Source organism: Haladaptatus sp. QDMS2 (assembly GCF_029338295.1).
In the GTDB taxonomy this organism is placed as follows: domain Archaea; phylum Halobacteriota; class Halobacteria; order Halobacteriales; family Halococcaceae; genus QDMS2.
In genome coordinates, this window is record NZ_CP119792.1 from 534,191 (window position 1) to 556,726 (window position 22,536).

Consider the following 22,536-nt stretch of genomic DNA (forward strand, 5'->3'; position numbering starts at 1 on the left):
TAAGTACCGTCATCCGCCTCGAAGGTGATGGTCAGGACGAATTCGACCGTACCCACTTCGATGCCGAATTCCTCTCAAATACGACCTCAACCACCTGCACTTGCGCTGTCAGTCCTCAGCACCTGAATCGCGAGTGCCTGTCCATGGTAACGGCCCTCGACAATCCTGGTTGCAGCTGGTCGAACGGGGGAAATTGCGTCTGGGTCGTGCTTCCCGACCCACGTACACACCTCAAGAGCGGCTTCCAACACGAAGTCAGCAGGAGTCATTGTGAGGTGTTCTTCTGGGGACCGTCGATACCCCAGAGCCCGGTTTGCGATGGTTTCAGGCCCTGCTAACTCGGTGACAATTGCACTGACCGCATCGATCGCAGGGACGATTGCCGCTGGCTGGACCTTCGCGAGCGAAAGGAGGAACCGCAATACAGACTGGACAGTCTCCTCACCTTCGAGCTCATCGGTCAGTGTCACCGTCGAGAGCACAGCTGATGCATCGGCAACGTACTTCGACACGACAGTAGGAGCGAATTGTGCGTAGCTCCCGAGCACACGGAAGGCTGCCGCCATAACTTCGGGTTCATCGTCTAGTCGGGTAGTGATTGTCTCGATATGTTCGAAGAGCAGTGTTGGATATGTGCTCGCAACATTCGCAAGCTGTCCAGTGGCTGCTGCTCGAATTTTCACGTCAGCGTGGGTCGTAAGTTCGAGAAGTGGGGGCGTCCACTCCTCAGGATAAGCCTGGACTACTGCACCGATTGTGGTGAACAGATGCCCGCGGGTACACTCGTCCGGTTCGTCGAAGAGCGACAGGAGTGTCGGACCCCGGTCGTTGAGCTCGTCGAGGTAGCCAATGTAGCCACATTCCAATCCCCAGGCGGTGGTATCGCGTACGTCAGAATCAACACAGTGCAGGCGTTCGATAATGTCGTCCAGTTCGATAGTCCCCATGTCTATTTCGATGTCGATGTTCCTGAGAAACTCCTCATCATCGGGCTGGACGGGACGATTACGGGTTGCCATCGGAGGCACTTCGAAAGCAGGTGGATGGTCGACCTCGTATCCAAGCTCCGACAGCAATCTTCGGGCAGAAATCCGTCGACCTCGCTCATCCGACTCCGCGTGCGTTCGCAGCGCTGGAATGAGTTCGGAGCTTCGGGTATCAGCCACTTCAACGTCAGCTCGAAGCGCATCGCCAAGAATCCGTATGAACGATTCGTAGTCGAGTTCGGCCGCCGGCATTGACACAACGAGTTCGTGGAGGCGCGAGACAACCGGTGTGAGTGTGTTTGGTCGAGTCGAGCCAACAAGTCTGAGTAAGGAGAGTGCATCTCTGTGAGGATGTGGGATGCCTCTTACGAGCCGCTTTGGCGGTGTTCCGTCCGGCTCATCCGGAAGAGCCGCGTAGACGCCGTTGAATCGTTCGGCCTCGCTCGGGAACCAGCGTTCATCGAGAAAGGGGACGACTGCATCGAGGTGTGGTGCGACCCGTTCCGGGTAGTGACGAGCGAGTGAGGTGAGGCTTCCAAGGGCGTACGCAGCGACTCGGAGGTCGTCGTCTGTCAGCCGTTTCGCAAGCATGTCGATATACGGCACAAATGCACCGGCAGCTCCGTTCCCGAAGGTATTCACCCCAACCGCTCGAATTCGGACGTCGGTCGATGTCAGGAGATCGGTGATTCGAGGGGCGAGTTCCTGTGGCCAAATTCTGACGAGGCGGGAGAGCATCTCAGCCGCGGTTAGTGCGATGTTGTGCTCAGACGATTCGATAATCTCGATAAGTGATTCGGCTACCGGTATGGGGTTGGGTACGGTGTTGGTGACGAGTGTGCGGATGTCGTGGGCCTGAGAAGTGACTTCGTACTCGTCTGAGGAAAGATAGCGACAGAGGGCAGGGATATCAACAGCCTCCGGTTCACGCTCTGCAGTGGCCATCAACTCGGCCAGCGATGGATTTCCGGACATGAATACCTTACACTGCGTGGAGTAGAAAATGTGTCTGGTCTAATGTCAGGTTGTGGCACGGGCCATTCATTGGCTTGTCTGGCGCAGTTTCAATCCGAGCATTTCCATTTACGCGATAAATTTTGACGTTGGAACTCACGCAGGCTTCGCCGGCCCAGGAGCCGGTTCGTCCCCCGGCCTCGCCATGACTGATGACCGGTCTCTATCGACCCACTGGATGAATCGTGCCATCAGCACGACGCTCACTCCGGTCAACGCGTAGGAGTTGACCAGTTGTGGGAGCGCGACGGCCTGCTCATCGCGAATCATGAAACAGTTACGGATGAGAAATAATTAGTTCTAGCGCGAACATATTAGTATTACAGGGACGAACGTACCACCAATGAGTGAAAATGAACCGGCGTGGCCCGACAGGATGGATGCCGCAGAGCGCGTCCGCCACGTTGCGATAACGCGGACAGAGCCGCGCAACGCAGGGTGGATCGCTGACGAAGCCGCCGTTTCGCGTGATACAGCCGTCAAATATCTTGAGCGAATGGTCGATCAAGGAGACCTCGAACGAATTGAAACGAACAACGGAACGAGCTATAAGCCCGATAGTGTCACCCAGTTCCTCCGTGAAGTCCGTCAGTTAGCGGAAACGCACACCGTCGACGAATTGACGCAGGAACTCAACGCAATCGGTGACGAACTTGACGCGTGGAAAGAGACCTACGAGGTCGATTCACTCGCGGAGTTACGCCAGAGCATCGGACGTGAGGATCTCACCGGTGCAGAGCGTCGCGAGCGGCTCGACGTCATCGACGAATGGGAGTACAACATCGAGATTCGTGAATCGATTCAACTCGCAATCAGTCTCCAGAGTTCGCTGACGACATTGGACGTGGAGTCACGTTCGGGTGGCTCGAAAACCCTCTCTCAGGAACGGTAGTTGCGCAGATGGTGGTTTTTCTTGCTGGTGGTCGAGGGTTCACCCGGCGTGAAGGACTTCGAAGACTCAAGGAACGAATGGAGAACGTTCCTGGATTCTCTGCTATTCGGTATGAGCCGTCTCGACTTCGTCCGCGGTCGGTTGTCGCGGACGTCGACGTCGAGATGTTCTTGGGAACGTCGTTTCCACGACCAGCGGCAAACGTGGAAGTGCTATGGCGACCGCGAGAAGGGACAGACGTCCAGCGCGTGCAGTGGGCCGATGATGCGGTGAGCCTCGGGTGGCACAAGGATGACGACCATCCCGACCTTGGAACGACACATTTTCAGTACGAAGTGGATGAAGAGCCTGTCCATGAACCGGGGCATATCGAGGTCGAAGCACCGGTGAGTTTTCTCGAAATCTGTCTGAATCGGCTTCCAGCTGCACTCAAGAAAACGACGGAGTAGTAAAGTGGTAAGCCAGTCACTTGCGAAGGAAGTGAGTCACGCTCCAGAGACAGACGATTTATACGGGCCTCGGTGGTTCACCGACGAGTTCGTCATTCGACGCCGCCGTGACTGATGTACGGTCTACTTTTATCGACAGGATAAACCGAACCATCAGCACGACGCTCACCACGGTCAAGACGACGAAGATGACCAGTTGTGGAAGGGGAACCGCCTGCCCGTCGCGAATCATGAAGGCAATCATCGCGAGCACCGCGCCGCCGAGCGTCACGATTTTCGCGAGGAGGACGCCCGTGAGCGCGTAGCCCCAGGTGCGCCCTCGCCACAGCCAGTAGGCAGCAAGGGCAAACGCGGGGAGGACGACGCCGAGGTCGAGCGAGTAGATGACGTTTACGGGAAGGCCCGTTTCAGCGATACTCGGTGGAACTGTCCCCGCGAACGTGGCCGGGAGAATCTCTGCCAGCCAAAGCCCACCGACGAGGACGGCGAGCAAGAGCTGGAACGCGACGTACACCCGGACCGATTGGTCGCCAACTGCCCGTTTCACCGCAGACGCATCGAGGCGCATCATCCCGCCGACGAACGCAAATAGCGTCAACCACAGTAGCGAAACGTAGACGAGGTACAGCTCGTTGAACGCCGTCATGAACGCATAAGAGGCGTAGGTGTAGAGGAGATATCCGGTTACGCCGAGCCAGACGATGTAGGCTCGCAGCGACCCGCGTGTGGTGAAGTATAGGGAGACTGAGAGCGCTGGGACGGCTACCACGAGCGTCAGGAGGTCCTGGCCGTACACCTGTGGTATGAGGACCGGTGCGTCGCGGTAAAACCCGGGAACGAACAGGCCGACCACCGTCGCGACGACCGTGAGCGCGAGGGTCGCGAGCGACGCGAGCAGCGCCGACCGCGGAACCGAAACCTGCGCCTGCGTCATCAGCAGCGCTCCGTTACGCTTGCACCTTGCGTGATGGTGCTGCGGGGTTGGGCACCGACCGTCGCGACGTCTGTGCCCGTGGCAATCTGACCGTTCTTGAACCCGACGAATACCCGAATCGATGCCATAGCGTTCTCCACTAGGAGGTAGCACGTCCTCGGCAATAATCGAACATCTGATTCTCAAACGGGGAGAATACGTGCCCCACACGTCTTCGTCCAGCGTCCGCCCGGCGCACCGACGAGGGGTCCATCAGGTGGTACGTCAGGTCCCCGTCTCTGTTTGGAGTCCGTGGGCGTCTTCGATGAGTTCGCCCAGCCGCTGGACGAAGCGGGCAGCGGGCGCACCGTCGACGACGTCGTGGTCGAAGGTCACGGTGAGGCTGAGATACTCTCGGGGGGTGACCTCTCCGTCAACGAAGCCTGGTTTCGTGGCGATACCCCCGACCGTCAACTGCACCGTGTAGTTCGTTGGGCTGACTGCCCAACCGCCGCCCGTCCCGAACATGCCGACCGAGGTCACCTCAACGGTGCCCGCGAGATTCTTCCACAGCCGTGGGAACAGTTGCGGGAGCCGCCACATTTGGCGCGTGACGACGCTCGGCAGTCGTAGCGCCAGCGATTCCCCCCGTGACTGTCGAGACCTTGGCTGTGCGTTCTGTGTGGTTCGTATCTCTTCGTGAATCGATTGCAGCGACCGACGGTTCGCTGCTCTGACGACGTGCGGGATGCCTCGCTTGTCGCCATCCACGGTTTTCTCGACGAGCACGTTCACGTCGACGTCGTCGAACGTGTGGAGTCGCCCTCGCCAATCGACGTACGCGTTCACGTGCGGGTGGTCTTCGATTGCCTGCGCGAAACAGTAGACGAGAAATGCGGTGAACGAGAGTTGTTCTCCTGTCTCCTCCTCGATTGCTTGGATGCGACGTCTTGCCTCGGTCACATCGAGTTCGACCAGGCCGTGGACGTTGCTTCGCCGACTCGCTATTCGCATGTACTCGGCCGTCAGCTCGCGACGAGCGGAGACCGGTTCGATCTGCCCATCCCGTTTGTACATAGCGGTCATACGTCGGCGAGCAGCATCCACCTTGATGCGAGTCACACCCGTTCGAACCCGTTCGACGCGCGATGCAGTCTACTGGGATTCAGTGCTTGGGTCTCAAACCCCGACCAGATCCCGGCATCGAACTCGTGACAGTGCCGCCCGTGGACAGTCTCTCCTGGTGGGATTCGTCGGCGCAAGTGATGGACAGGGCGAGCCAAGCTATACACGGTGAACATTCCATGGCAGACGTAGAAACATTCGACCAACCGATGACGATTCGTGGACTGGCCGCAGACAGCAGACAACTCGCTGGCGGCTTCTTCCTCGTGCTCGCCGCTCAGTTCATGACGGTCATCATGCTCGCCGCGGCGATGGCTCCCGGCTACAACTTCAATACGGCTGCAATCAGTGACCTCGGGGTCATCTCGGAGACGGCGCTCCTCTTCAACGCCTCGCTCGTCGTGGTCGGGATATTCAACATCGTCGGCGGGTATTTCTTCTATCGAATTCACGGGAAGCGCTGGCTCTTGGCCATCTTTACGGTTGCCGGCATCGGTGCACTCGGCGCGGGCGTCTTCCCGCTCGACACGGGTGGGCTACACGGTCTGTTCGCGCTCGTTGCGTTCCTGTTCTTCAATCTCCAGGCGATTGGGAGCGCTACTCGACTCACGGGTGCGATGCGGGTGTTGTCTCTGCTTGCCGGGATTCTCGGACTCGTTTTCGTCGTCCTCATGGCGATTGGCGACGCCGGAAACACGGCCGTGTTCGGTCCGATCGGCCACGGAGGGACCGAGCGCATGATTGTCTATCCAGTCATGCTCTGGATGGTCGCACTCGGTGGGTACCTCTTCGGCACGGATTCTAGTGCCGTACAACCAAATTGATTTTTGAGACTGACTAATCCAACTCTCGCTCCAGAATCGTCCTATTTCTCAGAAGACAACATGCGGCGAAACGTGAGCATGCTGTCGATTCACATACTCTTTCCGTGACGAATTCCTGGACCATTGGCCGAAGAATTTATTAAAATACAACACCATACTAAACCGTCCTGTGTATTTTGCAGGACAGAGGCCCGGCACTCCCAATCGCCACACCTCCCCAACCAGGTGCGGTGATTCGTGGAACCCCGGAGTTTCTCCCCCCTTCCCCCTCGGTTGGCCCCTGTCCGGGTACTACACATGTCTTGTGAGGGGATATATGTTGGTGTATCCACAGCTGATATGTTATCGTACGCGCCAAAACCGACGGTTAAACTGTTTATTCAACAGCTAAATACTGTGAAAAATATAAATGCGTCGGGAATTCAAAATTCCAGTTCGCCAAAGGGTTGTGCGTAATGGTTGGCGACGATTTCTGAACTGAGCAGCTCGAGGCCGAGGTCAGTGAGCTTGTTAGTCATCTCTGCGAGGTCGCTCGTGTTCGTCGCGATTGCTTCGATTTAGAGATTGCGCTGACTCGTGAGCATCTCACGAACGTCGATTACGCCGGGTACCGACAGTGCCTGCTTTGCGAGTGTGTTTCGGTCACGGGCGGGCGCGGTGGCGACGAACAGGGTGCGGAGGGTAAACCCGGCCTTTTCATAGTCGAGTTTTGGGTTGTACCCTTCGATGATGCCGTGATTTTCGAGATTGGCGATGCGGTTGCGAACGGTACTCGCAGAGACGCCGACTTCGGCTGCAATCTCGCTTGCGGTGGTGTTTCGGGCGTCTCGCTGCAGTGCGTAGAGGACACCGCGGTCGACGTCGTCGAGGACGTACTGGGTATCGGGGTTGGTTTCCGGCGCCATCGATGGTTCTGAATGAGTGCCCACCCACATGAACGTTGGTGGCGTTCGCCCCGTGCTTTCAAGCGTACGCGGTCAAAAGAGGGGAGCTTCGTTTGGTGTGGGTTCTGCAGGCGTGTTTTCTGCGTCCTCCTGTAGCAGTTCGATAACGAAGACGGCTCCAGTCGGGTCGTTGTCTTCGACCCATACGTCACCGCCGACGGCGCGCACCATCGTGTCGACGAAGAATAGTCCGAACCCACCGCTCGGTCGACCCGAGTGACCACGGCGAAACACGGCCTCCTTCTGGTCGTCTGCAATTCCCGTTCCCGTATCGGCAATTCGTGTCCTGACGGTTCCCAGCTGTTCGTCCGTTTCGACGGTCACGGTCACCTGGAGTTTCTCCGTATCGTTGTGGCGAATGACGTTCGTGAGGACGTTTCCGATGACCTCACTCAGCAAGTCGTTTCCTCTCGCGTGGACGTCGGGAGGAACGTCCGTCTCGAAGGTCACGTCCGGATATGTCGAGCGCACGCGTGTCACCTCTTCATCGATTCGCTCTGAGAGATTGACGCTCGTCAGTGGGACCGTCGAACTCCCAATCACCGTCTGGATAATCGTGGATACCCGTTGGACGATATCGACGACATCGTTCGACCACCGTACGATGGTTTCTGCGTGCCTGCGGTCCTCGCCCGAGTCGAGTCGTTCGACCAGATGTTCCGCACATCCGCGGATGACGGTCATGCCGTTCACGCCCGCGCCTGTCGCCGAGTGGTCAACAGCGCAGCGAGTCGGTCGCCCGGTGCGACCTCGAAGGCTTCGACCCGCGAGAGATTCGAGAGTTCGCGGCGCAGGTCTTCGAATTCAACGTAGCGTTCGTAGGCGGCTTCCATGTCGGCGAGGCCGCCCGGTTCGAACAGGACGGTGGGCGTGAGGAACACGAGAACGTGGTCGTCGCCGCGCTGGGCGAGTTTTACGGTTTCACGCAGTTCGACCGGATTCGAGTCGTCGGCGAGGATGACCGTCCAGACGGTTCCTTTGAGCCGCCTGATGTGCGTGCGGGCGGTGGCGAACAGGGGGTCGGAATCGATACGCTGGATGTAGGTCGTAGTGTTCGCGAAGTAGGGGTGGAGCGTCTGTCCGAACGCGGAGTCGTCGTCTGAAAGCTGGCTCGCCTGCTGACGTGCGGTCGCGGGGTCGTGGCTGTGAGTTGCACTTCCTGTGTCCGCCTCCGTGGGTTCTAAGTCGAATAGCCACGACCGGATGGCGCGGTAGTGGCTCGCCATCGACGCGGGCGCGTCAGCGTTCGTCACGCCTCCGTCGCCGACGGTATAGAGGCCGATGTGGTCGTTGTACTGGTTCGCGTTGGCTACGAACGAGGCGGCCACCTCGCGGACGTAGTCGAGTTTTCGCTCGCCCTCGTGGCCCGTGGCCATCGTCCCCCGGTGGTCGAGGAGCAGGGCCATCGTGCGGTCGGTTTCTGCCTCGTACTGCCTGACAAAGGGGCTGTTCAGCCGTGCGGTTGCCTTCCAGTCGATGTCGTGGGCCGCGTCGCTCGCCTGGTACTCGCGGAGTTCTGCGGGGTCGAGGCCGGTGCCGCTCTTTCCGGCTTTGTGCTCGCCGTAGGCCGCAGCCGTCTCGACGCCGCCCTGCCCGACGTGGAGGTTCGTAGGCGTGCGGGGTTCGACCGTCACCGTGAGCTGTGGCCCACGCGAGAGGGTTTCGCGAAAGAGGCCGTGGTCGTCGGTCGCGGTGAGCGTGGGCGCGTCGAACTCGAAGCGGCCGGCGACGCCCCACTCGACGTCGAAAGTGGTGCTGGCGCGTTCGACCGTCGAGATATCCAGTGCTCGCTCGGGGGCAGACGAACCGGTCGCCGTGAGGGGAGGATTCGCCTCGACGGTGAGCGAGAGCGGGGTCCGTTGGGTGCGCGTCGCGGTGAGCGTGACCTGTACGGGCTGGTCGGTTGGAGTTCGCGAGCGAGAGACGCGCTGGTCTACGGTGAGCGTCTCTTCGGTTTTGACGAGCGCCCGAAGAAAGACGTACTGCTTGGCGAGGAGCCACGCGCCGACGCCTGCGGCCCCGAGGAGGAACCACGGCTGGTCGGCGACGACCGCGAGGAGGGCGAGGAATCCACCGAGAGCAGACACCTCGACGAACCGGCGCGTGACCTGCATTACGCAGACAGAGAGGGGGCCGATAGTTGAAGATACTGGTCCCGTCACGGAGCGAGAAAGTCCGAGCAGAAGACGTTTTATCCTCGACTGTGAGGATGCACTCGTGATTCGTGGGTCTCCCCGTGCACTCTGTCTCGCCCTGCTGGTCGTCTGTGCGACCGTGAGCCCGGCGATTCTTGGCGTCGCGCCCGCGGTCGGGACGGCACTCGCCCAGGAGGAGACCCCAACGCCGACGAACAATTCGAGCCTGCGCCACGAGGATCCCGCCGAGTTGAACAAATCCGGGGACTTACAACGCCTCCAGGGCTGGCTCGCGGGGCGCATGGGCACCGTCGTCATCGACTGTACCCAGGGCGTGCAGGTGGGGAACTACGACGCCTGTGAGCAAATGGACGAAGATTACCCCGACTGGCTCGACAAGTACGTCGACGTCGCGGGCGACACACAGACCGAGCGCGACGACAACGCGACTGATGCGTTCGAGGAGACGCGCCAACAGCAACAGAACCTCTCGAACGACGTCCAGGAGTTCCGCGAGACCAAAGACGAGTACGAGCAGGCCCGCGAGAGCGGGGACGTGTACCGAGCGCGGCAACTCGCCCGCGAACTCAACCGTCTCGCCCAGGATGTGAATTCGACGAGCGACGACCTCATCCGCAACTACGGGACGATTTCGAACAATACGGACGTTAATTTGAATGAGTCTGCGACGACGGTGGATTCGATTCGCACCAATGTGACGGACACCGCAGATGAGGTGCAAGTCGAGCAGTTCACGAACACGACGCTGACCGTCGAGGCGGCAGACGAGCAAATCTCGTTTCTCGACCCACTCGACGCGACTGGGCGATTGACGACCGAGGACGGGGAGGCGCTCGCAGACCAGACCGTGCGTTTCCAGATTGGGGGCCAGACCGTCGAGACGACGACGGATGGGAACGGGGAGTTTGCGTTGACCTACAGGCCGACGACGCTCGCGCTGGATACTTCGGAGGTGACGCTTCGCTACGTGCCGAACAACACCTCGCTGTACTGGGGCTCACAGGCGTCCCTGCCCGTCGACGTCGAGCAGGTGAACTCCGAGATGACCGTCTCGCGAGAGCCAGAGTCGGTGGCCTTTGGCGACAATCTCTCCGTGCGTGGGTCGGTCGCCGTGGAGGAGACTGGTGCGCCGAACGTGCCCGTGGTCGTCTCTGTCGATGGGGTTCCCGTGGGACGCACGCAGACCGACGGTGAGGGGAACTACGAACTCGAAGCGGCGCTGCCTGCGGACATCGAAGACGGAAATCAGACGGTTCGGGCGTCGCTGCCGTTGACTGAGCAAGCACTCGCGAGCAGTGAGGCCACCGCGCCGATTACGGTGACGACGACGAACACGACACTGTCTGTTTCCGGAGAGCAGGCCGGCCCGCGTGCGGTTCGTGCCTCGGGTGTGCTGCGGACGGCTGATGGGCGTCCCGTGGCGAATCAGTCTGTCGAACTTCGGGTGAACGGGACGACGGTTGGCGAGGCAGTCACAGATGGGTCTGGTCGGTACATGAAGACGGTGAACGCGCCCGGTGTCGCCGAGGAGAACGCGACCGTCGCGCTTGTCGCCCGGTTCGACGGGCAGGGGACGAACCTCGAAGCTTCTGCCGCGGAGGATGAGGTTGCACTGGTCGCAGGAGGTTCGAGTGGTGGGGCTGGAGGACCCGTCCAGAACCTGTTCGGCAATACGACCGACGCCGTACTCGACCTCGTTGGCTTCCTCGCGCTCGTGTTGGTGGTCGTGCTCGTTTATCATCGCGACCGTGTATTCGCGTTCGTTCGGGACCTTCGTTCGGGTGATGGGGACTCAGAGAGTGCAGCTGGAGAAGACGCGGCTGTGGCTGTCGCTGCGGACGTTGACGACTCGGAGCCAGTGGAGCCTGCGGAGCCCACGCCCGAACCACTCACGGTCGCACAGGAGCAACTCGACGCGGGCGAGACGGACCACGCCGCGATGACGGCCTACAGTCTGGCCCGGACGCGGTTGGCCGAGAAACTGCACATCGACTCTCCGCGCACGCACTGGGAGTTCTTCGTGGCCAGTCGCGACCAGCTCGGGGAGGCAGAAGGACGGTTGCTCCAGCACCTCACAGAGGCCTACGAGCAGGCGTCGTTCGCCGCGGACACACTTCCGGCCTCGGTGGCAAAACAGGCGCTCTCGGCTGCTGCGGAGCTCACGGAGTCGCGCCAGGAATCGCGGGCCGACTGACCTGTCTGTTTGGCTAACACCGACTCCTTTTTGATGCTCTCCTGTTTAGGAGAGTTCACATGGCTGACGACCGAAGTCTGTGGCTGCTCCTCCCACGTCCGGTCCGCGACCTGCCTGCGGACCTCGCGGCAGTCGCCGTCTTCGTCGTGCTGACGAATCTGTCTGTGTTTCTCCCGGTCGTCAAGGATACGCCCGTTCGTGTGGTGTTCGGGCTCGCGTTCGTGCTGTTCCTCCCGGGCTATGCGTTCATCGCGGCGCTGTTTCCAGAGGAAGGTGAGTCGGTGGTCGAGGACGAGGATGGGTGGAACGAGGAGGACGATGATTCGTTGCTCTCGCGAGACGGTGGCATCGACGGCATCGAGCGCGTGGCGCTTTCCTTCGGCCTGAGCATCGCGATTGTCCCGTTGATTGGGCTCGTGTTGAACTTCACGCCGTGGGGGATTCGACTGGTTCCGATTATTGTGACGGTGAGTGGGTTTACGCTCGTGGCTGTTGGGGTGGCTGCGGTTCGTCGTTGGGAGTTGCCCGAGGACGAACGGTTTTCGGTTCCCTACGAGACGTGGCTTGCGAGTGGGCGCGAGGAGCTGTTCAACCCGGAGACGCGGCTCGATAAGTATCTGAACGTGCTGTTGGTGCTGAGTGTCGTGATTGCGGTGGGGAGTGTGACGTTTGCTGTGGCCGTTCCGAAGGAAGGGGAGCAGTTCACGGAGTTTTATCTGTTGACCGAGAACGAGACGGGAGATTACGTTGCGGCTGATTATCCCACTGAGTTCGTGCGTGGGGAGTCGAAACCTGTCGTGATTGGCATCGGGAATCAAGAACACGAGGTGGAGAACTACACAGTGGTGGTGGAGTTACAGCGAGTTGAGGTGCAGAACAACTCGACGACGGTGTTGGAAGAGCGGGAGTTACGGCGGTTCGAGACTGGGTTGCCCCACAACGAGACGTGGATGACCGAGTACAACGTTCGCCCCACGATGACCGGTGATCGGTTGCGGTTGGCGTTTCTGCTGTACGATGGGGAGGCTCCTGCGGAGCCCACGGTGAACAATTCGTATCGGGAGTTACATCTGTGGGTGAACGTCACGTCGGCGCAGTAGTCGGTTTTGAAGCTTCTGGAGTAAAATTTCTGGATAGTACAATCGTATAATTGTTTTAATACGGATACTCTGCCCTAAAAACATATCACAGTACACTGTAATTTTCATGTCATTGTAACAAGAGTTATATTGGTTAGACACAGAGACTGTCTATAATGGTGGGACGTTGATGCGACGCTATCTCAGAGCGGTGCGCGACGCTGCAATCAAATGCATCTCGTGTAACGCTCCGATATCTCGAACTGTCGAAAACCGATATGTCTGTGTTGAGTGTGGAGTCGCCTGCGTGAAGACTCATCAATAGTACCCTCACAAATGTCCGAGCTATCATCTAACCTGCAAACGAATAAAGGAGAAACTGCCTACAGTCGGCCTGCAGTTGGTCTCATCGCTACCCAAGACAATGGCGATGAGATTGCAGGAGCGATTCTTCGTGCTCGGCAAAAGGGGCATGAAGCTATCGTGATGGCAGCAGGCGGATCAGCTAATGAGGCAGTAGCGTTTGCCAAAGAATTGGGCGCAATTGTTGTAGAACAAGACTTTGCAATGGGGCACTCACGTTCGGGTACGCAACATTGCACCAGCGTTGCCAGAGATGTTGGCTTTCCAGGAGTTATCCTACACGAAAATCTTTCACAACCTTTGGATTACAAGACCAGTGTCGGAAAACTTCGAGATTCATCTGCCTATGCAATTGAAGGGGAACTATCTACAGCGATAGAATCAGAACCCCGCACTTTGGCTGCAATACCGGCGTACAATGAAGAGCAGTCAATTTACCATGTCGTCTCAACTGCACGGGAACATGCTGATGAAGTGCTCGTCGTTGACGATGGCAGTACGGACGAGACTGTTGAACGAGCTCGTGAGGCAGGTGCCACCGTGGTTGTTCACGAAGACAATCGAGGATACGGAGGGGCATTAAAAACAGCCTTCGTCGAGGCCGAACGAGCGGGTGTTGAGTATCTCGTAATTCTCGACGGCGACGGTCAGCACGACGCTTCTGATATTCCTCGACTCATTGAGAACCAGCAGGATACTCGGTCGGAGATTGTAATTGGGAGTCGGTTTTGTGGGGGTTCGGATACAAAGCTTCCACTGCATCGGTATCTTGGATTGCGTGTGGTAAATTTCATGACTAACTTGAGCTTTGGCGTTGTTCGGTCGCGCTCTAGAGTTGCAGACACGCAGAGTGGCTTCCGATTGTATACTCGAAAGGCTATTGGGTCACTTGCGGCAGATGAAACCATTGGCAATCGAATGGGTGCGAGTACTGATATTTTGCATCACGCACATCGGAAACGATACGAGATTACGGAGGTTGGAACGACCGTATCGTACGACGTCCAGAACGCAAGTACGCATAATCCTGTTTCTCATGGGATTCATCTAGTGATGAACATTGTTCGGACAATTGAGGAGCAAAGACCGATTTCTGTGCTTGGTGTTCCTGGGTTCCTTAGTGCGGTAGTGGGTCTTGGGTTTGCCTACCTTACGTTTTCGAATTTCATCAATTCGGGGTTGTTTCCGCTCGGGTTAGCTCTTGTATCCGTGTTTTTCACACTGGCAGGGATTTTCGCGTGCTTCACAGCAATTATTCTACACTCTCTTAACCAGCATTTCCCCGACTGATTGAGTGGAGATGAATATGCAGGACTTCTTCGTTTTCAAATTATTATCGGTCTCAACCAGAAAATATGGACAAGTAGAAGGACGTGGGCTATTGCATACTACTGTTATATCGGTTAGAAGTTACCTATTCTTCAAACTCATTTATTGGTTTTCACCACTATTTCAATAGCTCACGAACGTCTCTCCTTTCCCGTCGCTTTGTAAGAATATCGCCTCTTTCGAGATAAATATCCACAAATATCTTAATTACATACTTGAACTTTGCTTTCGACACTATTGGATGCCGGAGTTTTATTTTCTCATAATCTCTGTATAGGAAAAACTCAGACAATGATGACAGAATATAGGGGGTACACATCACTATCCAAGAAATGGGATAGCTAGTCAATATCAATCTAATATTGTTGCGGATTTTTATATAGCGAATATACTCTTCTCCCAATTTCATGCTAGTTTGATTAGGATTATGTTCTACAAATGCAATTGGAGAATAAGCAACCCTATACCCAGCGTCCCAAGCTCTGATACAATAATCTGTCTCCTCACCGTATGCTGGGGAATATTTTTCATCTAAGAAGCCGATGTTCTCTATCAACTCTCTCTTAATTAGGAAAACTGCTCCAATTACCTCGTCTACAAATTCAAAATCAAATTCTTTTGTTTCATTTTCCTGATAAATGTTATATTCATAATTTCTAATTAGGGGTAAATTTTGAATAGGGAAATACCTCCCATCAAAATTCACATCTCCTTCAGGATCTAAGACCCTGCAACCAACAATACCAATATCGCCTCGACTCTCTCCAATCTCTACTAATTTTGCCAACCATCCTTCTTGAATAATTTGAGTATCGTTGTTTAATAGTAATGTATAATCACTTTGTCTTTCAAGGGAACGAACCATAACTCGATTATTCGCCTTTGAAAAGCCCTCATTAGTCTCATTCTCTATAATCTCTAACTCCGGGAACTCTGATTTTATTTCTGGGACTGACCCATCCGAACTCCCGTTGTCAACAATCACTATATCAAAATTTTCATAATTTGTAAGAGAAATTATTGATTTGACACAATCTTTTGTCATCTCTTTACCGTTTAAATTAAGTATCGATATTGTTACGTGAGGTTGTGATTTTTGAACCATTTATTTATAATTCCATGATAAGTTTGATTATATTTAACTAGTCTCGGAAATATTGCCATCTGTGGACCTAACTATGAAATCCTATTCCTTCCAACTATTGTAATAGATTCGTTTCCCACTCATTATCTAATTAAACCTATCAATATATTAATCCCAGTGGGACAAAAAATAGTAACATGGATATCTTAAGCCTATCAATTGGCGCTCCCAATGGCGATGCCAAATGGTGGCGTATCTCAAATATATCCAATCAGTTGCAAAATTACGGTCATAATGTTCATCACGTATGTTATGGGGATGAATCTTTAGGGACAAAAAAGGGGTTGGATGAGTTAGAAAGAAACTCGACCGACGTAACAATCATAGATTCAAGCTTGACTGCAGCCTCAATAAGGAACGTTTTTCATGAAAATATAGTCGAAAACTACGATTGTATCTATGGAAATAACCATGTAAGCACGCTTTTCGGGAATTTAAGAATCTTCGACGATGTTCCAGTAATCTATGATATTCACGGAGACATCTTGCAAGAGCACTTACTAAAATATGAATCAAATCCACAATTACCTAACCGGTTTTCACTAAAAAGCGGGTCAAAATTACTGACAAAATGGGTTATCTACAAATCAAATTTATCAGCTTCCTCTGCAATTCTGAGCGTCTCTAAAAAAATGAAAAGGAAATTACAGGATGATGGAATACCGAAGAGCAAGATTTCGTATATCACGAATGGAGTAGATCTTGATTTCTTCTCACAAGAAAATTCTCAACATCAACCTCTCAAGGAAGAACTCGGATTGAGCTCTGAATTAATCGTCGGATATGTCGGTGGATTTCAGGAGTGGCAAGGAGTTCAAAGTCTGATTTCGGCTGCAAAACAAATTGACGATGACGAAATTATTTTTTTGATAGTGGGGAAGCGCCAAGGAGTAGACGATAACATTCGGTTTGTACCAAGAATCCCACGTGAGTCGGTTCCTGACTACTACAGTGTATGTGACATCCTGGTGCTCCCGCGCCCGCACCACGTAGCTACTGAAGTAGCAGCACCAACTAAATTCGCCGAATACGCTGCAATGGGAAAACCAATATTAGCAACTAACGTTGGCGATGCAGCAAACTTAATCAGACAGTACGAATGTGGAGTCGTCATCGAGAATAACAGCGCCGAACGGATTACTGAAGGGATTGCTGAGCTACAATCTCTTTCTCAATCTGAACGTAAAAAAATGGGCGAGAATTCGAGGAAAATGGCGATCTCGGAATTCAACTGGGAAAAGATCGGAAAGTCATTGTCAGATACATTGTCGAAATTGGTATGAAATAGTCTCGGTGGCTTTTTCAAAGAATCTCTGCTTGAACTCATCAAAACTGTCCAATGAGATGGTTCCGGTACAAATCCAGCTAAAAACTGCTTTTACATACTACAGTTATTTATTCTGTCGGATTGACAACGGATTATGAATCGGATTCAAGCTGCAAACAGGATACTAAATAATGAGGGTCCACAAAGGCTGCTTTCTGAAACGGCAAATCTAATCGTTAAAGTAGCGAGCAAGAATTCAATAGTCGACGACATTGCTCTCCAAGCAACCAAAGAACTGCTCTCAAGTCGAAAGGGCGATGAAAATACTCCGAGCGATGTCATCGATACAATCTATTCCTTTCGTGGGGTTGGCCGATATCGAACGATTCGGGCGCTTCAGGTGCGGAGTGAATTTGAACAGTTAGTTGATACAGTTATTGAGCATGACCCAGATACGGTCCTCGAAATAGGAACTGCAAAGGGGGGAACGTTGTATGCTTGGGCACGGCTTCTGAATGCGGATACAAAATTCATTAGTATCGATCTTCCAGGGGGTGAATTTGGTGGTGGGTACTCTGAGAATCGCCAGCAACTTCTGGACTCATTTTCGGACGCAGAGATGACCTTCATCCGTGCTAATTCCCATAGCGCAGATACCATTGCTAAAGCAGCTGGCGAAGTACTCCACAACGGGGTTGATTTCCTTTTCATCGATGGCGACCACACGTATGAAGGAGTGAAGGCTGATTGGACACTCTATCGAGAATTAGTGAATGACGGAGGGATTGTAGCATTCCACGATATCGCTCCTCATCCAGAATATCCAAACTCAAACGTTGACCAGCTTTGGGATGAGATTAAAGAGGACTATGATACTACCGAGTTTATTGAGGATTCAAACCAAGGCTGGGCTGGAATTGGATTGGTACATCTCTGACTTTCAATATTCTAAGTTATTTTTTGCGCTCCCTTTGAGTGGAGGCCTATATTTTAGGGATGAAGCTCTTCAAAAGCGATTTTCATATAAATAAACCTGCACATTTTTATATCCTTCCCCGAAATATTTGAAAATTAACTTATGGAACAATTCCATATGGGAGAACCGCAGAATTATGACCAAAATCTATTAAGTGTGCTCTGAGTTTTAGGTGCTAATGCGGCCCTCAAAGAAAATAGTATTGTCTACGCTTACTGTCGGTTCTTTGATTATTGTTGCGATTGCAGCATTTCTATTCAATAAGCAAATTGCAGCACGCGCAAGTTATCTTGTTGTTGGCACAAGCCTCGCAATCTTTGCTGGATTCGTTGTACAACTCAAATCGGATATCTCTATAAGGCCCTCAGCCCATCATTTATTGAAAATTCATGTTATAATATGGTGTCTCGGAATTGTAGTAACAATATTGTTTAATGCACAATGGGTTCTGTATATCTCGCTCCCCCTTGCTGCAATATGCTTGGTTCTACTTTGGCTCACCAGTACATCATTTTATTCGATATCGTTCCTTGGAATCCTGACTTTTTTGATGGTTCCTCTAACCCGCATCCTCACGACAGGATTTATCTTTGGTCATGGGGATACGGCGGTCCATCTTAGAAATATTGACATGTTGATTCACACTTCCAAAATCGCTGGAATGCCTCTGGACCGATATCACAACTTTGCCGTTGAGCACTCACTAGTTGGAGGTGTTAGTCTAGTCTCGGGTATTTCAACTACATCTGCATTAATGCTAATTGGGTTGATATCCATGTCCTTGTTAATAATTTCAATATCACTCACCTCAGACATAATTTTTAATAGCAAGCATATGGCTGGGAGCACCCTCCTAGGGGCGATCGGGATTTCTAGTTTAACATTCTATGTTACGTATCCATTCCCTCAGGTAATTTCACTCTCATTTCTTTCCTTAGTTCTGTACCACTCTTTCCGAGCTACTACCGAAAAACGCTATGCGAATATTGGCCTGGCATTTATTATGGGTGTTACAGCAGTATTTACACACCAACTTGCACTATTTATTTTTGGCATTTTTTTAACTCATTGGTTGATTACTAATCGCTTCTTGTCAAGGCTGACCAATCAATCAATGCCATCTGTTTATCCACTTATAATCCCAATATTAGTTGCTGTTTCATATTGGGTTCTTGTCGATGAAATATTTGCTATCGGGTTGGTTATTGCTTCAGGCACGTTCAGCAGCCAAATTATCAACTCTCCTACTGCAGTGAGTGCCGGAGAAGGTGAAGGAGGAATTATAACGCTTGGTACTACTCTAACTACAAATAATATAATCGATAGTGTTAGTTGGCTTTGGTCCATTGAGGGAATTTATTTTTCGATATTAGTTGCCCTGTTGACTCTTTGTATAGTAAGTATCGTCGAAAACAATGCCTCATTCAACCAAGGCACAAGTGTAGTGAGTGTCGGTTTGATGGGTTCTATCCTCTTTCTCAAAACTCCCCTTTCAATTGAATCAAAAAGTCGTATTGCCCTCATGTGGGTTCCGTTCGTAGCAATCGCAATAGGCCGGGGAATTGCATTTCTTAAGCCGGCTAACGACCATCAAATAACCGCTCGCTCAACCTCTGCTGTTCTTGTTGTAGCTCTATTGGTTTCCGGTCCACTGCTCGTTCCCTTTGACACATTTGATTCAGGATATTCGCCTAAAGAGAGTTACTCAAAGAGTACCGTTAACCAGCTCCAAGAGCTCACAAAATATTCTGAGACATCAAACTCCCAAATTTCAGCTACACATGCAGATGCGGTTATGCTTCGACGCTTTGGAGCAGTTCAAAACGAACAGATAAACATTGTAAACCAAACGGTTACTTCAGTTCATCCCATCTTGATTCGACGAAATATGTCCGAAAATCGCTTATCTATCGCTACTGGGGAGAAATGGGGTCTTCAACCTCTGATTGTCAGTGAGGAGTGGGTTAGTAAACAGTCGGAACAACAATCTTCTATATATCATTCTGGAGAGTTGAGATTGATAATTTCAAGGGGTTAACCTAATATGGACTGATTCGGGATATATTCGTTTTAATTTTCGTTCTAGTCTCTGCACGGCTTACAATCACAGAAGAATAAATTATAACTCCGAGTGTAATTTTCGCAATTAGCACTGGTAAACTCGATGTCGGGAGTACAAATTCTGCCACATACAACATAGATAGCATTACTGTTGCTGCGAAGAGGAGCCAGATAATGTCTTTCCACGGTGTCTTGATGGAGACATATCTGTAGACGTATTTGATATGTAGGATATCATTGAGTAAAGATGAAATCGCTGTGGCAATGGCTGCACCTATTATCCCAAATTCCAATATCAAAATGATATTCAAAACCAAATTGGTTATTATGCTAATTACTGTGGCACGAGCAGCTAATTCTGGTCTATCAATCGCAAGTAATGCTTGACCAGCAACAATATGGATTGCTTGAAATATCTTCTCTGCTAATAGAATAATGAGAACTATCCACGCTACTGCATACTCTGGACCAAAGACGAATGATAGAATTTCCTGAGAATAAAGTAGCGAGCCAAAGAATGCTGGAATTACTAAAAACAAAGAGAGGGTCATTGATTCCGATATGATTTCGTTGATTTTGGAGATCTCATTCTCGCTTGCCCACTTACTTATCTGTGGGAATAGCGCCCTACCGAGTGCTTTACTGAATATTAGGGTTAGTACTGACACTCTCCAAGCGACTTCGTAAACACCCACATCGGCTTGGGTCAGAATCACCCCAATTATCGCCACATCCATCCAATTGAATGTGTGCCCACCTATAGTTGAGATGACTGCATATTTTGAATAATCGAATAAGTTACGCATTCGACTTATTGTTGGTCTCCCAAACCCGGTTGAACTTCTGAAGAAACCAATTCCAAGCATAGAAATAAAACCGAGCAATAGTGCGTATATAAGAGATACAACTCCGAAACCAAGGCCGACTAATATCGAGCCAGCTCCAACAAAGACGACTTGTTGAGCTACCGTTGGAAGGGCTGTTTTCCCGACTTTAAGTTCCCCTTGGAGTAGTTCGATAGATAGTTTGGCGAATTCTTGAAGGACTATTCCTACTGCTAAATACACCGCAAATTCGCCGCCAAGGAAGTCATTGACGTAATCTCTAGATAATAAAACTATTCCAGCTATACCTGCTGCTGTGATGGTTTTTAATATGAGAGCACTTGATAAAGTTTTACCCGGGTTTTGCCCCTCACTAATACGCTTCGCTACACCATTGCTGATTCCGATGTCTGCGGGTATCGAAATTACTGTTAGAAGCGCCTGGAATAGAAAGAATGTGCCCATAAGGTGTGGGCCAAGCTCCTGAGCAAAAAATGCAATCCCCACGAAACCTATTATTGTTGCTACTAAATTTGCTATGAATACCTTGACAGTAGATTTCGCAAAATCCATATTATAAATTCAGTTTATTAGTTCGGAGATTCGTATTGTGCTATTGTAGCAGGTCAGAATGTTTCCTGGATACGCGGTCGGCAAACCCTTCCCATGTCCACCCTTGTTCTATAAGCCTCTCTTTGCCTGCTTGACCCATCTCTCGGAGAGTGCTGGGATTTTCAGTGAGTTCCGATAATGCTGTAGTTAGCTCTTCGGAATTGCCTGGACTGATAAGACGACCTGTCTTTCCTTCCTCAACCTGCTCACTAACACCTTCAATTCGTGTAGAGAGGACAGCAGTATTTGATGCCATTGCTTCATAGATTGCAGTAGGTCGTCCTTCTGCATGACTTGGAAGAAAAAATAGGTCTGCCATTGCGAACCACTCTCTAAGTTCATCCGTTTCAACTGATTCGAGAATTCGTGTGCTCTTTGGAGAATCAGACCTTTTGGTAGCTTCAAATAGCTCTTGTTTCATTTGCCCACCATGGCCAATGAATATATATTCAACATCTTTTTTAGGAAGTCCCGGTAAGGCCTCAATTATTTCGTTAATCCCTTTCCGTTGAATAAACTGTCCGCAAAAGAGTACAATTGTTTTCTGATTGTCGATTTTATACTTTGCACGCAACGCTTCTGACTTTTCTATCGGAAAATTTGAGGGGGTCGCACCAATAGGAATCGTAGATATATTTTCAATATTCGCGATTTCCGAGGCTGTTTCCGTGAGAGCGTCTGAGACGCAGAAAACGTGATTAGCCTCCTGTAGCACTTTAAGTACATGGCCTTCTACCTTTGGAGGCAAATCGGAGTAATTGTTGAGGAAGTGGCCGTGGCACATAACTGTAAATGGGCGCTGTTGATTCTCAGCAACAGACATCAATGCATATCCATCAGGATAGATGTGACACGCATGAGCAACTTCGAACTCTGTTTCTGAAGTTGCCTTCTCCATCGTCCGTCTATAACTCTTACCGGTCAATGAATATAGAATCGACTTGGGAATCCAATATAAAAATCGAGGACGAATAACACTGTGCTGCGGAAACTCCTCATAAATTGGCACCTTAAAGAATTCAGAATTCGGTCCAAAAGGAGGTGCATATGGAATGGGAGCAAATGCAGTAAGAGAGCAGTCGTCGTGCTTTGCTAACGCTTCAAGAGAACGTTTGTTGAAAATTCCTCGATAGGGGTGCTGTGAATCTGGGTGATTGACTGCAGATGCCAACAATTTATACTTCATAGATACCCAAGACTTCTGAGCAGTTCTTCAACATCTTGGTCATCTTCTGATAGCGATTCGGTTTTTTCAAACTTGCCCTTTACAACCTCTTTAAGTACGAAATTTACATATTCCTCAACAGATTCGAAACTAGTCCCTTCTATGCGCTCATTAATCGATTCCACGACCTCTGTACCTATTTCAACCTGTACCATCTTT

20 protein-coding genes are annotated in these 22,536 nt (G+C 51.9%); 9 read left to right on the forward strand and 11 right to left on the reverse strand.

Annotation, left to right across the window (positions count from 1 at the left end; genetic code table 11):
• Window positions 1–86: 86 nt before the first annotated feature.
• Window positions 87–1,961, reverse strand: coding sequence for a hypothetical protein (locus P1M51_RS18415; RefSeq protein WP_276248661.1), 1,875 nt, complete (start codon window positions 1,959–1,961; stop codon window positions 87–89).
• Window positions 1,962–2,096: 135 nt separating this feature from the next.
• Complete coding sequence (locus P1M51_RS18420) at window positions 2,097–2,270, reverse strand: hypothetical protein (RefSeq protein WP_276248660.1); 174 nt, start codon at window positions 2,268–2,270, stop codon at window positions 2,097–2,099.
• 73 nt (window positions 2,271–2,343) lie between these two features.
• On the opposite strand from P1M51_RS18420, the gene P1M51_RS18425 reads away from it, so the two are divergent.
• Both P1M51_RS18425 and P1M51_RS18430 read left to right on the forward strand, forming a co-directional pair.
• Window positions 2,344–2,892, forward strand: coding sequence for a hypothetical protein (locus P1M51_RS18425; RefSeq protein WP_276248659.1), 549 nt, complete (start codon window positions 2,344–2,346; stop codon window positions 2,890–2,892).
• A gap of 209 nt (window positions 2,893–3,101) precedes the next feature.
• Complete coding sequence (locus P1M51_RS18430; RefSeq protein WP_276275056.1) at window positions 3,102–3,341, forward strand: hypothetical protein; 240 nt, start codon at window positions 3,102–3,104, stop codon at window positions 3,339–3,341.
• Window positions 3,342–3,399: 58 nt separating this feature from the next.
• Here P1M51_RS18430 and P1M51_RS18435 read toward each other — a convergent pair whose 3' ends face one another.
• Window positions 3,400–4,275, reverse strand: coding sequence for a hypothetical protein (locus P1M51_RS18435; RefSeq protein ID WP_276248658.1), 876 nt, complete (start codon window positions 4,273–4,275; stop codon window positions 3,400–3,402).
• Window positions 4,276–4,539: 264 nt separating this feature from the next.
• Window positions 4,540–5,331: a 2-oxo acid dehydrogenase subunit E2 gene (locus P1M51_RS18440; protein WP_276275057.1), complete on the reverse strand. Its 792-nt coding sequence runs from the start codon at window positions 5,329–5,331 to the stop codon at window positions 4,540–4,542.
• A 227-nt stretch (window positions 5,332–5,558) separates the two neighbouring features.
• Between P1M51_RS18440 and P1M51_RS18445 the strand changes: the two genes are divergently transcribed.
• Window positions 5,559–6,203, forward strand: a complete 645-nt coding sequence (locus tag P1M51_RS18445; protein WP_276275058.1) for a DUF998 domain-containing protein — start codon at window positions 5,559–5,561, stop codon at window positions 6,201–6,203.
• Window positions 6,204–6,760: 557 nt separating this feature from the next.
• On the opposite strand, the gene P1M51_RS18450 is transcribed toward P1M51_RS18445, so the two are convergent.
• The 3 genes from P1M51_RS18450 to P1M51_RS18460 all read right to left on the reverse strand — a co-directional run bounded on the left by P1M51_RS18450 (window position 6,761) and on the right by P1M51_RS18460 (window position 9,261).
• Window positions 6,761–7,108 carry an Lrp/AsnC family transcriptional regulator gene (locus P1M51_RS18450; RefSeq protein WP_276275059.1) on the reverse strand — a complete coding sequence of 116 codons (348 nt, stop codon included), beginning with the start codon at window positions 7,106–7,108 and terminating at the stop codon, window positions 6,761–6,763.
• A gap of 72 nt (window positions 7,109–7,180) precedes the next feature.
• Window positions 7,181–7,831, reverse strand: coding sequence for a sensor histidine kinase KdpD (locus tag P1M51_RS18455; protein WP_276248654.1), 651 nt, complete (start codon window positions 7,829–7,831; stop codon window positions 7,181–7,183).
• Between the two features lie 5 nt (window positions 7,832–7,836).
• A complete protein-coding gene (locus P1M51_RS18460) occupies window positions 7,837–9,261 on the reverse strand; it encodes a DUF58 domain-containing protein (RefSeq protein WP_276275060.1) in 1,425 nt (474 codons plus the stop codon).
• A 103-nt stretch (window positions 9,262–9,364) separates the two neighbouring features.
• Here P1M51_RS18460 and P1M51_RS18465 point away from each other — a divergent pair, with 103 nt between their 5' ends.
• The 3 genes from P1M51_RS18465 (at window position 9,365) to P1M51_RS18475 (ending at window position 14,229) form a co-directional block, all read left to right on the forward strand.
• On the forward strand, window positions 9,365–11,497 hold the full coding sequence (locus tag P1M51_RS18465; protein ID WP_276275061.1) for a hypothetical protein: 2,133 nt from the start codon (window positions 9,365–9,367) through the stop codon (window positions 11,495–11,497).
• Window positions 11,498–11,556: 59 nt separating this feature from the next.
• The gene (locus P1M51_RS18470) at window positions 11,557–12,597 is read left to right on the forward strand and encodes a DUF1616 domain-containing protein (RefSeq protein ID WP_276275062.1); all 1,041 of its coding nucleotides are present in this window, start codon (window positions 11,557–11,559) and stop codon (window positions 12,595–12,597) included.
• A 315-nt stretch (window positions 12,598–12,912) separates the two neighbouring features.
• A complete protein-coding gene (locus tag P1M51_RS18475) occupies window positions 12,913–14,229 on the forward strand; it encodes a glycosyltransferase family 2 protein (RefSeq protein ID WP_276275063.1) in 1,317 nt (438 codons plus the stop codon).
• Window positions 14,230–14,386: 157 nt separating this feature from the next.
• Here P1M51_RS18475 and P1M51_RS18480 read toward each other — a convergent pair whose 3' ends face one another.
• On the reverse strand, window positions 14,387–15,373 hold the full coding sequence (locus P1M51_RS18480; protein WP_276275064.1) for a glycosyltransferase family 2 protein: 987 nt from the start codon (window positions 15,371–15,373) through the stop codon (window positions 14,387–14,389).
• A 176-nt stretch (window positions 15,374–15,549) separates the two neighbouring features.
• On the opposite strand from P1M51_RS18480, the gene P1M51_RS18485 reads away from it, so the two are divergent.
• The 3 genes from P1M51_RS18485 (at window position 15,550) to P1M51_RS18495 (ending at window position 19,693) form a co-directional block, all read left to right on the forward strand.
• Window positions 15,550–16,695 (forward strand): glycosyltransferase family 4 protein, encoded by a 1,146-nt coding sequence (locus P1M51_RS18485; RefSeq protein ID WP_276275065.1) that lies wholly within the window; start codon window positions 15,550–15,552, stop codon window positions 16,693–16,695.
• 138 nt (window positions 16,696–16,833) lie between these two features.
• Window positions 16,834–17,616 (forward strand): class I SAM-dependent methyltransferase, encoded by a 783-nt coding sequence (locus P1M51_RS18490; RefSeq protein ID WP_276275066.1) that lies wholly within the window; start codon window positions 16,834–16,836, stop codon window positions 17,614–17,616.
• Window positions 17,617–17,833: 217 nt separating this feature from the next.
• On the forward strand, window positions 17,834–19,693 hold the full coding sequence (locus tag P1M51_RS18495) for a hypothetical protein (RefSeq protein WP_276275067.1): 1,860 nt from the start codon (window positions 17,834–17,836) through the stop codon (window positions 19,691–19,693).
• A gap of 1 nt (window position 19,694) precedes the next feature.
• On the opposite strand, the gene P1M51_RS18500 is transcribed toward P1M51_RS18495, so the two are convergent.
• The 3 genes from P1M51_RS18500 to P1M51_RS18510 are packed head-to-tail and all read right to left on the reverse strand — an operon-like array spanning window position 19,695 to window position 22,532.
• Complete coding sequence (locus P1M51_RS18500) at window positions 19,695–21,113, reverse strand: polysaccharide biosynthesis C-terminal domain-containing protein (protein WP_276275068.1); 1,419 nt, start codon at window positions 21,111–21,113, stop codon at window positions 19,695–19,697.
• 40 nt (window positions 21,114–21,153) lie between these two features.
• Window positions 21,154–22,338 carry a glycosyltransferase family 4 protein gene (locus tag P1M51_RS18505; RefSeq protein WP_276275069.1) on the reverse strand — a complete coding sequence of 395 codons (1,185 nt, stop codon included), beginning with the start codon at window positions 22,336–22,338 and terminating at the stop codon, window positions 21,154–21,156.
• Window positions 22,335–22,532 (reverse strand): hypothetical protein, encoded by a 198-nt coding sequence (locus P1M51_RS18510; RefSeq protein WP_276275070.1) that lies wholly within the window; start codon window positions 22,530–22,532, stop codon window positions 22,335–22,337. The genes P1M51_RS18505 and P1M51_RS18510 overlap by 4 nt, the downstream gene beginning before the upstream one ends.
• Window positions 22,533–22,536 lie beyond the last annotated feature (4 nt).

What these genes read in the sequence shown, in the direction of transcription:
- P1M51_RS18415 (WP_276248661.1), bottom strand. Translation starts at nt 1,961, where the DNA reads ATGTCCGGAAATCCATCGCTGGCCGAGTTGATGGCCACTGCAGAGCGT.
- P1M51_RS18420 (WP_276248660.1), bottom strand. Translation starts at nt 2,270, where the DNA reads ATGATTCGCGATGAGCAGGCCGTCGCGCTCCCACAACTGGTCAACTCC.
- P1M51_RS18425 (WP_276248659.1), top strand. Translation starts at nt 2,344, where the DNA reads ATGAGTGAAAATGAACCGGCGTGGCCCGACAGGATGGATGCCGCAGAG.
- P1M51_RS18435 (WP_276248658.1), bottom strand. Translation starts at nt 4,275, where the DNA reads ATGACGCAGGCGCAGGTTTCGGTTCCGCGGTCGGCGCTGCTCGCGTCG.
- P1M51_RS18440 (WP_276275057.1), bottom strand. Translation starts at nt 5,331, where the DNA reads ATGTACAAACGGGATGGGCAGATCGAACCGGTCTCCGCTCGTCGCGAG.
- P1M51_RS18445 (WP_276275058.1), top strand. Translation starts at nt 5,559, where the DNA reads ATGGCAGACGTAGAAACATTCGACCAACCGATGACGATTCGTGGACTG.
- P1M51_RS18450 (WP_276275059.1), bottom strand. Translation starts at nt 7,108, where the DNA reads ATGGCGCCGGAAACCAACCCCGATACCCAGTACGTCCTCGACGACGTC.
- P1M51_RS18455 (WP_276248654.1), bottom strand. Translation starts at nt 7,831, where the DNA reads ATGACCGTCATCCGCGGATGTGCGGAACATCTGGTCGAACGACTCGAC.
- P1M51_RS18460 (WP_276275060.1), bottom strand. Translation starts at nt 9,261, where the DNA reads ATGCAGGTCACGCGCCGGTTCGTCGAGGTGTCTGCTCTCGGTGGATTC.
- P1M51_RS18470 (WP_276275062.1), top strand. Translation starts at nt 11,557, where the DNA reads ATGGCTGACGACCGAAGTCTGTGGCTGCTCCTCCCACGTCCGGTCCGC.
- P1M51_RS18475 (WP_276275063.1), top strand. Translation starts at nt 12,913, where the DNA reads ATGTCCGAGCTATCATCTAACCTGCAAACGAATAAAGGAGAAACTGCC.
- P1M51_RS18480 (WP_276275064.1), bottom strand. Translation starts at nt 15,373, where the DNA reads ATGGTTCAAAAATCACAACCTCACGTAACAATATCGATACTTAATTTA.
- P1M51_RS18485 (WP_276275065.1), top strand. Translation starts at nt 15,550, where the DNA reads ATGGATATCTTAAGCCTATCAATTGGCGCTCCCAATGGCGATGCCAAA.
- P1M51_RS18490 (WP_276275066.1), top strand. Translation starts at nt 16,834, where the DNA reads ATGAATCGGATTCAAGCTGCAAACAGGATACTAAATAATGAGGGTCCA.
- P1M51_RS18495 (WP_276275067.1), top strand. Translation starts at nt 17,834, where the DNA reads ATGCGGCCCTCAAAGAAAATAGTATTGTCTACGCTTACTGTCGGTTCT.
- P1M51_RS18500 (WP_276275068.1), bottom strand. Translation starts at nt 21,113, where the DNA reads ATGGATTTTGCGAAATCTACTGTCAAGGTATTCATAGCAAATTTAGTA.
- P1M51_RS18505 (WP_276275069.1), bottom strand. Translation starts at nt 22,338, where the DNA reads ATGAAGTATAAATTGTTGGCATCTGCAGTCAATCACCCAGATTCACAG.
- P1M51_RS18510 (WP_276275070.1), bottom strand. Translation starts at nt 22,532, where the DNA reads ATGGTACAGGTTGAAATAGGTACAGAGGTCGTGGAATCGATTAATGAG.